This is a genomic window from Parabacteroides massiliensis, assembly GCF_900155425.1.
Classification (GTDB): Bacteria; Bacteroidota; Bacteroidia; order Bacteroidales; family Tannerellaceae; genus Parabacteroides; species Parabacteroides massiliensis.
In genome coordinates this window covers 1,592,326-1,605,156 of sequence record NZ_LT700191.1, presented here as the reverse complement: position 1 = coordinate 1,605,156, position 12,831 = coordinate 1,592,326, and the positions used below count along the sequence as shown (strand labels likewise).

General features: G+C 47.7%; 7 protein-coding genes. 6 read left to right on the top strand and 1 reads right to left on the bottom strand.

The genetic code is table 11. The features are described from left to right. The first annotated feature begins 9 nt into the window (after nucleotides 1-9). The 6 genes from BQ9893_RS17485 to uxaC all read left to right on the top strand — a co-directional run bounded on the left by BQ9893_RS17485 (nucleotide 10) and on the right by uxaC (nucleotide 9,122). Nucleotides 10-1,713: a RagB/SusD family nutrient uptake outer membrane protein gene (locus tag BQ9893_RS17485; RefSeq protein ID WP_075967448.1), complete on the top strand. Its 1,704-nt coding sequence runs from the start codon at nucleotides 10-12 to the stop codon at nucleotides 1,711-1,713. Between the two features lie 88 nt (nucleotides 1,714-1,801). Beyond that, nucleotides 1,802-4,336, top strand: a complete 2,535-nt coding sequence (locus tag BQ9893_RS17480; protein WP_087880705.1) for a glycoside hydrolase family 95 protein — start codon at nucleotides 1,802-1,804, stop codon at nucleotides 4,334-4,336. 10 nt (nucleotides 4,337-4,346) lie between these two features. After that, entirely contained in the window at nucleotides 4,347-5,789 is a 1,443-nt protein-coding gene (locus BQ9893_RS17475) for a sulfatase family protein (protein ID WP_075967104.1), read from the top strand. Between the two features lie 80 nt (nucleotides 5,790-5,869). Beyond that, complete coding sequence (locus BQ9893_RS17470; RefSeq protein ID WP_075967103.1) at nucleotides 5,870-6,913, top strand: sugar kinase; 1,044 nt, start codon at nucleotides 5,870-5,872, stop codon at nucleotides 6,911-6,913. Between the two features lie 47 nt (nucleotides 6,914-6,960). Next, on the top strand, nucleotides 6,961-7,629 hold the full coding sequence (locus tag BQ9893_RS17465) for a bifunctional 4-hydroxy-2-oxoglutarate aldolase/2-dehydro-3-deoxy-phosphogluconate aldolase (protein WP_075967102.1): 669 nt from the start codon (nucleotides 6,961-6,963) through the stop codon (nucleotides 7,627-7,629). A gap of 89 nt (nucleotides 7,630-7,718) precedes the next feature. Beyond that, nucleotides 7,719-9,122 carry a glucuronate isomerase gene (gene uxaC, locus BQ9893_RS17460; RefSeq protein WP_075967101.1) on the top strand — a complete coding sequence of 468 codons (1,404 nt, stop codon included), beginning with the start codon at nucleotides 7,719-7,721 and terminating at the stop codon, nucleotides 9,120-9,122. Nucleotides 9,123-9,206: 84 nt separating this feature from the next. Here uxaC and porW read toward each other — a convergent pair whose 3' ends face one another. Beyond that, on the bottom strand, nucleotides 9,207-12,806 hold the full coding sequence (porW, locus tag BQ9893_RS17455; RefSeq protein WP_075967100.1) for a type IX secretion system periplasmic lipoprotein PorW/SprE: 3,600 nt from the start codon (nucleotides 12,804-12,806) through the stop codon (nucleotides 9,207-9,209). Between the last annotated feature and the right edge of the window lie 25 nt (nucleotides 12,807-12,831).

Genomic DNA, 12,831 nt, shown 5'->3' with positions numbered 1-12,831 from the left:
CGAATGAACATGAAATCAATTAAATACGGCATTGCGGTTTTAGCAGCATTGGCCACCTTATCATCTTGTAACGAAAACGATTTTCTGAAAGAGGAACCGAAAGATTTTTACTCTCCGGAAAACTCGATGGAAACAAGCGCTCATTTCCAGTCTTCCTTGAATTATCTGTATAACCGGATAAGATACCAACAATGGGAATTAGATCCCGATACACGTTTTGCATTCCACTATGCAACAGATTTCGCATTCAATGCCACAGACTATTACAAGGCAGCCAAATTGAATGATTATAAAAATGTAATGGTTCCGACATTCAACGTTCCGGCGAATGTATGGAAACAAGTCTATATCGTCATTTCGAATGCGAATGTAATACTGAGCCGCCTTCCGAACGCCGGCTCAGTCCCTGAAGAGGAGGCTAAAGTTATCCGTGGCGAAGCGCTATTCTTCAGAGGATTCTCATATCGAATGCTTGCGAATCTGTTTGGAGGAGTTCCTCTGATTCTTGAAGAAGTTCCAGCTCCTCGCCGGGATTATGTCAGAGCTTCCAGAGAAGAAGTGTATGAACAAATCAGAAAAGACCTGGAAGAAGCCGTCACATTATTACCGGATATTGATGCTGTAAAAGACGGAAAAATCAGCAAACAAGTAGCCCAACACTTGCTTTCCGAAATTTACATTTGCCTTAATAGAAATGACGAAGCGATTCAAACGGCAACAGCCGTCATAAACCACCCGGCAATGGCTCTGATGACAAACCGCTTCGGTTCGAGGGCTAATGAGGAAGGAGACGTATACTGGGATCTGTTCCGATTGAACAATCAGAACCGTAGCAGCGGAAATAAGGAAAGTTTATGGGTTTTACAATATGATTACCTGAACGCAGGCTCAAAAACAGCCTATAACATGCCTTGGGCTATCATTCCTTACTACCAGAACATACAGATTACGGCTAAAAACGAGGCCGGAGCCGATGTGAAAACAACAGCTTTTATGGGAGTAACAGATGCGAAAGGCGGACGTGGAGTTGGCTGGATACAACCGACGAGCTATTTCTTCAATACTTTGTGGTCCAAAGGTTCGGATCAGGACATTCGAAACTCGAAGTTCAATATAATAAGAGATCTACAAATCGATAATCCGGCATCTCCCGCTTTTGGGCAATGGATGGTAAAAGACGGCTACTATAAACAAGTCGATTCTATACGGCAATGGTTCCCGTTAATAACCAAATTCTCCCGGGTCGGAAATTTTCCTGAAGAATTATATCAGGTAGATGCAACCGGTAATCCTTTGATGACTCCATTTGGGGAACATCTTCTGATCAATAGTGCCAACAGCAACTACAAAGACGAATATATGTTCCGTTTGGCAGAAACCTACCTTCTCCGAGCTGAAGCCTATATAAGAAAAGGGGATTTGGCTAATGCTGCGGCAGATATCAATACGATCCGGGCAAGGGCGAATGCCAATCCGATTCAACCGTCCGATGTGGACATAGACTTCCTGCTTGATGAACGTATGCGCGAACTATACGGTGAAGAATTGCGAATGCTTACACTGTGCCGTATGGGTAAACTGGCAGAGAGAAACCGCAAGTATAACCCTAAAACAGGCTTGACAATCGAGGATTATCATAATCTATGGCCTATTCCCTACTCTGAGATCGAACGAAATGTATATGCTACGCTCGAACAGAATCCGGGATATTAATTCATTCTAAATCGGTTAAGTGTCCGGATGAATTGCATATCTTTGCATCCGGACACTTTTTTTGTATAATCCTAAAAATACCATGTATATGCGCATTATCACTTATCTGATTTCACTATTGTTGCTGGTTGCGTGTGCGAAAACATCGCAAAAAGAACCGCTTGCCTTATGGTACGACGAACCGGCCCGGAACTGGGACGAGGCCCTACCCGTCGGTAACGGGCGAAGTGGAGCGATGGTTTTCGGAGGAATCGCCAAAGAGCAACTCCAACTGAACGAAAACACATTATACAGCGGGGAACCGTCGGTCGTTTTCAAAGACGTAAAAATCACGCCGGAAATGTTCGACAAAGCAGTCGGGCTGATGAAAGCCGGAAAATATACGGAAGTTTCCGACCTGGTCTGTAAGAACTGGCTCGGACGCCTGCACCAGTATTACCAGCCATTCGGGGACTTGCATATCCAAAACAACAAACAAGGAGAGGCCGAGCAATATAAACGTACACTGAATATCTCGGATGCCATCGCCACAACCATCTACCAACAGGACGGAACGTATTACGAGCGGGAAGTGTTTGCCTCCCATCCGGATGACGTGATCGTCGTACGGCTGAAAAGCAACACTCCGGACGGTATCGACATCTCACTCGATTTCACTTCTCCACACCCCACAGCCTTGCAAAAAGGGACAGAAGACCGTCTGATCCTTCACGGACAGGCTCCCGGTTATGTGGAACGGCGTACATTCAAGCAAATCGAACAATGGGGCGACCAGTACAAACATCCCGAACTCTACGATGCAAACGGCAAACGCAAGTTTGACAAGCGGATACTTTACGGCGACGAGATCGACGGGAAAGGAATGTTCTTCGAAGCCCAGTTGAAACCGGTTCTTCCTAAAGACGGAAAATGTGAGATCACTGACTCCGGTATCCATGTATACGACACGGATGAAGTCTATTTCGTACTCAGTATGGCAACCAGCTTCAATGGTTTCGACAAGAGTCCGAGCCGGGAAGGTATCGATCCTTCGGCCAAAGCCGCCGGTATCTTGGATAAAGCTCTGTCTTATGACTATCAGACACTGAAACAACGCCATACAGAGGACTACCATTCCCTGTTTGACCGCGTCGATTTCAAACTGTTTTCCTCCCCCGAACAAAAAGCGATGCCGACCGACAAACGGCTCGAACAATTCGCCCAGACAGCCGATCCTGACCTGGCAGCCCTCCTGTTCCAATTCGGCCGCTACCTGATGATCAGCGGGTCGCGCCCCGGCGGACAACCACTGAACCTGCAAGGGATGTGGAACAAAGATACGATCCCGGCCTGGAATTGCGGTTACACGATCAACATCAACACGGAGATGAACTACTGGCCTGCCGAGCTGACAAACCTGTCGGAATGCCAGCAACCTCTGTTCCGGATGATCGGGGAACTGGCAGTATCCGGAGCTGAAACAGCCCGTAACATGTACAACCGCCGGGGTTGGGTGGCCCATCATAACACTTCTATCTGGCGGGAATCCCTGCCGAACGACAATGTGCCGACAGCCTCTTTCTGGCCGATGGTGCAGGGCTGGCTATGCAGCCATTTATGGGAGCACTACCAATTCACACAAGACGAAGCATTCCTCAAAAATGAAGCCTATCCCCTGATGAAAGGAGCCGCCGAGTTCTTTGCCGACTGGCTGATAGAAGACGGAAACGGGCATTTGGTGACTCCTGTCGGTGTCTCTCCGGAAAATAGTTTCGTTACAGACGACGGGCAAACGGCCGCTATGAGCATGGGACCGACGATGGACATGGCAATCATCCGTGAAACTTTTACCCGCACGATCGAAGCTTCGGAAATGTTCAATCTGGACGAACCATTACGCAATGAATTGAAAGATAAATTAGCACGTTTGCTACCCTATCAAATCGGAGAACGCGGGCAGTTGCAGGAATGGATGTATGACTTCAAGGAACGGGAACCTCAACATCGCCATTTCTCCCACCTGTACGGTTTCCATCCGAGCGATCAGATCACACCGGACAAAACGCCGGAGTTGTTCAATGCAGTCCGCAAAACGCTCGAACTGCGGGGCGACCTGGCTTCCGGATGGTCGATGGGCTGGAAAATCAACTGTTGGGCGCGTCTGTTGGACGGTAATCATGCTTACAAGATCATCGCCAACTTGTTCAATCCTGTCGGATTCGGAAACAGTGCTCATAAAGGAGGAGGGCTCTTCCGGAACTTACTGTGTGCACACCCACCTTTCCAGATCGACGGCAATTTCGGCTATACGGCAGGTGTCGTTGAAATGTTATTGCAAAGCCATGCCGGATACATTCATCTGTTGCCTGCTTTGCCCGACGTATGGGTAGAGGGTGCTGTTTCCGGCTTGAAAGCCCGGGGAAACTTCGAAATCGCCATGAATTGGAAAGAAGGAAAATTGACGGAGGCCAATATCCGTTCGCTGTCAGGAAAAAGCTGCACGCTTCGTGCCGGGCAAGCTTTCACAGTTAAATCGGACGGTAAAGCCATAGCTACATCCATTCCGGTCCGGTCAAACGGTAAAGAATATTTCCAAGCGACATTCGACACGCAAAAAGATGGAACTTATCTAATCACACAATAAACACGGAGAAATGAAACAAGCACTATCTTTGATCGGAGTTTCCTTTTTATCTGTTGTCAGTTCACTGGCAGCAGATAAAAAGCCCAATATCATCCTGATTCTTGCCGACGACATGCGGGCTTCAGGAATGAACTTTTTAGAAAAAGAACAAGTCCAAACGCCCTACCTGGATAAGTTGGCAGAAGAAAGTACAGTCTTCACCAACGCCCACATCATGGGTGGCACATCCGGAGCCGTCAGTATGCCAAGCCGAGCCATGCTAATGACCGGGAAATATCTTTATAACCTCGAAAAACAGGGAGCAACAATCCCGAATTCGCACACAATGATAGGTGAAACCCTCCAGGAAGCCGGCTACAATACTTTCCATACCGGTAAATGGCACAGTAGCCATGAAGCCTTGAACCGTTGCTTCAAAGACGGGAAAGCGATCTTTTTCGGAGGCATGTGGGATCATTGGAATGTCCCTTTGTACGATTATCACGCAGATATGAATTACGGAAAACGCCGCCCGGTCATCCGTAATCAGGCAAAATCGAACAAGGTCGAATATGAGAAAGGAGAGTATATATATTCGGGAAAGCATTCCGTAGATATTTTCACCCATGAAGCCGTCGAATATATTCAACAACAAAAAGATAAAAACCAGCCGTTCTTCCTGTCGGTAGCCTATATGTCTCCTCATGACCCTCGGAGCATGCCGGATGAATATATGCAACTTTACGACCAAAGCCTAATACAACTTCCGCCCAATTTTATGGAAAAGCACCCGTTCGATAACGGAGAATTGGAAATACGTGACGAGGTATTGGCTGCCATTCCCCGCCGTCCGGATGAGATTAAAAAGCATATCAGGGAATACTATGCCATGGTCTCCCATGTGGACAAACGCGTAGGCGACATTATACAAACTCTGAAAGATAACGGGTTATACGAAAACACAATCATCATATTTGCAGGAGATAACGGGTTGGCAGTCGGACAACACGGTCTGATGGGGAAACAGAACGTATACGAACATAGTGTCGGAGTCCCTTTGATGATCAAAGCTGCAGCACAGCATACCGGTAAAAAGACTGCAGACCTATGCTACTTGATAGACGTATTCCCAACCCTTTGCGACATGCTCCAACTGCCTGTTCCCCAATCGGTAGACGGCGTCAGTCTACTCCCCTCCTTAGACGGGAAAGGACCTGTCCGTGACTACCTCTATTACAGCTATATGGATAATCAACGCAGCATTTCCGATGGAACCTGGAAACTGATCGAATATCATGTGAATGGGAAACGCACGACCCAGTTATTCAATCTGAAAAACGATCCTTGGGAAATGAACGATCTCAGCGGACAAAAGAAATACAGAAAAACAATCCTGCATCTTCGCGAAAAGATGACCGAAAAGCAGAAGAGGACAAATGACACATCTGTTTTCTGGAATAATTTCAGTTATTAATTATGTTTTCGCGCACACTCCATGCTTATTTAAAAATAAACTTCTACTTTTGTGGTCTGAACACATTATAAACCATAGATATGGATAAGAAAGTAATAACCTTTGGAGAAATCATGCTTAGACTGGCCACTCCAGACTATCTCCGTTTTTGTCAGAGTGATAAATTGAATGCCACCTTTGGTGGCGGTGAAGCAAACGTTGCGGTATCACTGGCTAACTATGGTATTGCTACCGAGTTTGTAACCCGTTTGCCTAAAAACGACATTGCGCGTGCTTGCGTAATGGACTTGCGTAAATATGGTGTAGGGACTTCTCACATTGTTTACGGTGGCGATCGCTTGGGTATCTATTTTCTGGAAACAGGTGCTGTAGCCCGTGCCAGTAAAGTTGTCTACGACCGCGCTCATTCGGCTATCTCAGAAATCCAGCCGGGAATGGTCAACTGGGAAGAAGTATTCAAAGATGCTTCTTGGTTCCACTGGACAGGCATTACACCGGCTATTTCACAAGGTGCGGCAGATGCTTGCCTCGAAGCCATCCAAGTGGCAAACCGTATGGGTATCCCTGTTTCATGCGACCTTAATTACCGTAAGAATCTGTGGAAATATGGTAAAACAGCCTCAGAAGTGATGCCGGAACTGGTTGCCGGTTGCGATGTAATCTTAGGTAACGAAGAAGATGCGGAAAAGGTATTCGGTATCAAACCGGAAGGTTTCGACGTGACAGCTACGAACGGCGAAGTGAATGCTGCCGAATTCGAATCCGTATGTACACAGCTGATGGCAAAATTCCCGCGTGCAAAGAAAGTGATCATCACATTGCGTGGTGCCATCAATGCCAACCACAATACGTGGGGCGGCGTTCTTTATGCCGACGGTAAACTGTACCAGTCTCGTCGTTACGATATTACGCATATCGTTGACCGTGTTGGCGGCGGCGACTCTTTCATGGGAGGTTTGATCTACGGCCTGCTGACTTATACGACAGACGACCAGAAAGCGCTCGATTTCGCTGTTGCAGCTTCTTGCCTGAAACACACGATCTACGGTGACTTCAACCAGGTGACAGTCGAAGAAGTTGAAAAACTGATGAGTGGCGACGCATCCGGACGAGTGTCGAGATAATTGACCATTCAAGCATAATTCATAAATCATAATTCATAAATCTTATCATGGCAAGATTCAATAAAATGCAGGTACTCGACGCGATCGTCAGCACAGGAATGGTACCTGTATACTACAATAAAGATGTAGAAATCGCCAAACAGGTAGTCAAAGCCTGCTACGAAGGCGGTGTCCGTGCATTCGAATTCACCAATCGCGGTGACTTTGCCCACGAAGTATTTGCCGAACTGATCAAGTTCGCCACAAAAGAATGTCCCGAACTGGTATTAGGCGTCGGCTCTATCGTAGATGCCGGAACAGCTTCCCTGTATTTGCAATTGGGTGCGAACTTCATCGTCGGCCCGTTGTTCAACCCGGAGATTGCGAAGGTTTGCAACCGTCGCTTAGTTCCGTATACACCAGGTTGCGGTTCCGTTTCGGAAATCGGTTTCGCCCAGGAAGTAGGTTGCGACCTGTGCAAGATTTTCCCTGCCGGAAACGTTGGCGGACCTTCATTCGTGAAGAACATCAAAGCTCCGATGCCTTGGTCCATGATCATGGCTACAGGTGCCGTAGAGCCGACGGAAGAGAACCTGGCTGCTTGGTTCAAGGCAGGTGTGACTTGCGTAGGCATGGGCTCCAAACTGTTCCCGAAAGAAATGATTGCAGCCGGCAATTGGGAGGCAATCTCCACACTTTGTCGTGATGCACTGGCTGTCATCAAAAAATATCGTTAAATGATTTATGAATTATGATTTATGCACCGATGATAAATCATAATTCATAATTCATAAATCTATAAATCATAAATCTAAAATCATAAATCATGAAATCCTTTCTCGATTCCAATTTCCTGCTCCAGTCCGAGACAGCTCAAAAGCTGTATCACGAACATGCAGCCAAAATGCCAATCATCGATTACCACTGTCACCTGATCCCGCAACAGATAGCCGACAACTACCAGTTTGCCGACCTGACGGAAATATGGTTGGGTGGCGACCATTATAAATGGCGTGCAATGCGTGCCAACGGCGTGCCCGAAGAATATATCACGGGAGACAAACCGGCGTACGAGAAATTTGAAAAATGGGCCGAAACCATGCAGTATGCCATGCGCAACCCGCTATATCATTGGACCCATCTTGAACTGAGCCGTATCTTCGGCATAGACAAGGTGTTAAATCCATCTACCGCCCGCGAAATATACGACGAATGTACTGCCAAATTGCAAACCCCCGAATTCCGCGCCCAAGCAATCATGGAGCGCATGAATGTGGAAGTCGTATGTACGACCGACGATCCGATCGATGATTTGAAGTATCACACCCAGATCCGCCAAAGCGCCCTGAAGACCAAAGTCCTTCCTGCCTGGCGTCCGGACAAGGCTATGGCCATCGAGAATGTCGATACATATAATGAATATCTGACCAAGTTGGAAGCTGCTGCCGACATGTCGATCCTCAACTTCAAGAACTTGATCGACGCTTTGCAGAAACGCCATGACTTCTTCGCATCACAAGGTTGCAGCCTGTCCGACCACGGTCTGACCACTTTCTATGCAGAACCTTACACAGATGCGGAAATCGAAGCAATCTTCCTGAAGGCACGTATGAAGAAAGAACTGACAGCCGAGGAGATCGACAAATTCCGTTCTGCCATGTTGTACGAATTTGCAGTCATGGATGCCAAGAGCAACTGGGTACAACAGTTCCACTATGGTGCAACCCGCAACAACAACGCCCGTATGTTCAAGAAGTTAGGTCCTGACACCGGCTACGATGCAATTGGAGATGCTGAAGTCGCTACTCCATTGGCCCGCTTCCTGAGCCGTTTGGACGAAGAAGGCGTACTGGCTAAATCCATCTTCTACAACTTGAACCCGCGCGACAACGAACTGCTGATGACAACGATCTACAGCTTCAACGACGGTACGGTTCCGGGCAAGATGCAGTATGGTTCCGGTTGGTGGTTCCTGGATCAGATTCACGGGATGGAAAAACAGATGAACGCATTGTCCGACTTAGGGTTGCTGAGCCGTTTCGTTGGAATGCTGACAGACTCCCGCAGTTTCCTGTCCTACCCGCGTCACGAGTACTTCCGTCGTATCCTGTGTAACATCCTGGGTCGTGAAGTGGAAGACGGTCTACTTCCGGCATCCGAACTGCCGTTCATCGGCAAGATGGTCGAAGACATCAGCTACAATAACGCAAAAGGATATTTCGGATTCTAAGAAATCCTTTCTTGAGAAAAACGGACTGTGTCAATTTCCTATTGACACAGTCCGTTTCTTTATTTATAATACAACTATTTCAACCTACTTTCTTTTTGCCTTGGCTACTGCCTCTTTGGCCTTTTGAGCTTCGCGACGGGCTTTTTCTTTGGCTTTCAGCTTTTCTTTGTATTCGCGTTCCTTCTGCTTACGTTCTTTTTCCTTTTGTTTCAAGCGTTCCTTGTACTCGCGTTCTTTCTGCTTGCGCAATTCTTCACGGGCTTTTAGTTTGGCCTTACGGTCGGTTTCAACTTGTTGCAGTTTGGCTTTACGGTCGCGTTCAAGCTGTTTTTCGCGTTCGGCTTTCGCTTTCAGCAAGGCTTCTTCTTCAGCTTTTTGCTTCTTCAGAAGTTCCTCGTTTTCTTTTGCCTTCTTTTCCTGCAATTCCTTCTCGGCTTTCTGTTGAGCTTCAAAAGCTTTACGGGCTTCTTCCTTACGGGCTTCCTCTTCGGCGGCTTCGCGTTTGCGAAGTTCTTCGATCTCTTTCAACGTGAGTTCCTTCGGTTGTTCGACAGGAGCGACAACGGTGGAAACAGTGTCGGACGATGCCGAAGCTACTGTATCTTTTGCAGCCGGCTGTACGGAAACGGTATCTGCATCTACCGGAAGGAGCGTTTCTGTTTTGCTGACAGTCGTCGTGTCGACCGACGGAAGTTCAACCTGAACCGTATCTTTTACGGTAGGCGATACAATAACTTCTTCTACAGCCTGCTGCTGGTGTTGTTCTTCCGGACGGACGGTCTTCTTGACAGGCTCCGGCTTTTCTTCCGGAATGTTTTCAGAATCCTGCGCTTCGGCCTCTTCGGCTTTTGCCTCTTCTTCTTTGATCTGTTCGGCAGTCATACGTGCTTTCCAACGGGTTGCCAGTTCCGGAGCAGCCTCACCGAAGTTTTCCTGGAAAAATTCGACATATTCTTCAAGAGTTTTTCCTCGCATCAACGTTTCATAGTTGTCGTCGGAGATCGGAAGAATGGCCACGTTCTTATCCAGTGCGGTTGCATAACCGTCCGCTCCGTAGATCATCTTATAATAATGTAGGATTTCATCCAGATTGAAGAAACCGTGGATCGTCAATATGCTCATCGGACCAGCCTCTTCGAAGCTCAAGTCGAACTCTTTCACCATAAAGTTGGCAAAGTTATAGGCGGCAACGGCAAAAAGCAACTGGTTGCGGTCCAATGTCCCGGCGGGGAACATCAACAGCATCCGGTAAGACGTGTTGGGTTCAGCCGTAAAGACACGTGCCGAATCGGCTGCCGAAAGCGTACCGTCGTCACCGACACCGAAACGCAGATTCCAGCTCATTCCCCTGATGCCACCCTGAACCATCATACGCCCGCGCAGGACACCTTTCAGCATTTCACCCGCCAGTTCCGTCACATCAGCCGTCGGATATTTCTCAACCAATGCTTTCAAAGCATTCTTGAAACCTTCGGCATCTCCGGCCTGCACATATGTCAGCGCTTCAAGAAACATAAACTTAGGCAGCAGGTCCGCCAACGGATATTTGGCACTGACATCACGGTAATTACGACGGACGGTGATCGTATCTTCCGCCAAATAACTTGCGTAGGTAGCCTGATAGATCGAATCCTGCACCTTGTCCATCATCCGGATATTATATTCATAATTCGGATCGGCTATCGCAATTGCATAATCCGATTCCGGGAAAGTCGTGGTCAACTTATTCTTATAAACAGCAGCAAGCGTCTGATTCCCTGAACGAAGAGCCATCAGGTAGACCTGATAATAGCTTTCCAAAAGGTGATTGTGCTTCGGGAAACGGCGTTCCAATTCCTCAAAGGCTTCGGTCGCCAACGGGATGTCTTCGAGCTTGTCCTTATAGATCATAGCCATGTTATAAAGTCCATCCTCTATGATAATATTGGAAGCTTCAATATCTTCGGGTGTCAACGGAAGTTGCTGAATGTAATACTCGCGTGTTTTCGGATCGTCGGAAGCGACAGGTTCCAGACCGGCTTCGAGCGAATCTGCAGCCATACCGTTCGGTTCGCCGACTTCGCCTTCGGTTACACTTTCATTCTCGTCCGCCATATTCTCATTGAAAGTAGACATTTCTTTCTTGCGGCGACGCCAGTTATCTTCCAACGTTCGCCGTCCCCACTTACGCTGGAAAGCGGCCTTTCCCTGCGATACGGCTTGCGGGTTATAAAAATAGAAACCAGCTCCGCCGGATGTCGTCGGCAATGTGATGCCGCCCGTCTCTGTTCCCGGACGGTCGATACCGGTTCCTTTAGCCTCCTGTTCCGCCAGATAGGCCTCTTTCTCGGCAAGTTCCTTGGCCTCCTTTTCTTCTTTCTTCACCTTCTCGATAATCTTATCGATCACGGCCAGCCGTTCCGCTTCCGGCATTTTGGCAAGGGTTTGCAAACTATCCTGCAAATGAACCGCCTCCACATGCACGACCAACTCATCCAGGATAGCGGACAGTTTGGAGACACGTTCATAGTCTTTATATTCTTTCTGGATACCGGACAAAGCACCGCTGAAGTTCGGTTGAGCCTTGACATAGTCGCGCTTCTGGAAATAAAGATCGCCCAGCTTGATCTGGCAGATTGCCTTGTCCAAGCCGTTCTGGGTGCTTTTCTCCACGCCCAGCTCATAGTTTTTGATGGCATTGACTGTATCTTCACGGCTCATATAGACGTTGCCCAACGCATAATAGACCTGGTCGAGCAAATCTTTGTTCTTTTCGTTTTTCGCCATCCGGTGCAACATCTTGATCACTTTCTGGTAATTGCCGCCGGTAAATACTTCGGTCTGCCGGATACGGGCGGCAAACTCCAGTTCGTATGGAGGATTGGCCTTGATCACCTGCCCGAACATCTGGTAGGCAAGCCCGTTCTGATCCTGTTCGGCATAAATCTGTCCCAACAGGTACTTCATCCGGGTACGCTGGCGCCGGTTCTTCTCTGCCTTGATTGCCGTCTTGAAGTAAGAGACCGCTTCTTCATATTGCTTATTCTTCACCAAATAGTCGGCATATACCGTTGCGTACTGGTTCAGGTTCTTACGGGGAATACCGTTCGTATTCAGTTTCCCCAAGATATCTTCCGCTTCATAAAACCATCCCATTTCAGAATAGCAACGAGCCTGCCAGAGACGGGCTTCGCAAGCCACTTCTTCATCATGGGCATAATGACGGGCTATGTAGGAGAAGGTGGCTGATGCCTGCAAGAAATCGGCGTTATAGAACTGCGCCTGCCCCATCATCAACCAGCACTTTTTGAGGAACGGATTGTATTCTTCCTGTTCCTGCCAGGCGCGTTGCTTGGGGTCGTTGCGCCATCCCGGTTTCTTAGGCGGCTTTGCCTTGATGGAGTGAAGTTTGATCGCTTTATTGCTTTTCTCGATCGCCCGGTCGAAAGGGCCTCCTGTTTCAGCCTTGTCTTTGGGTTGCGCACTGACCGGATACATCAGGATCATGTCGGAATAACTTTCCTTATAGCCGTTCTGCATGGAAAGCAACGCTTCGTCAAACGATGTCTTTCCGTTGAAATAGATATTATAGCGGGAATTAAAAGCGTGATAGAAGCGGCTTGCCTTGGTGTTCTTTTTCGTACTACATGACCAAAACAAAGAGACAATCAATAATGCAATTATATAGTAGAAACCTTTCTTCATTGAGAATAATATGCCAATGTGTTAA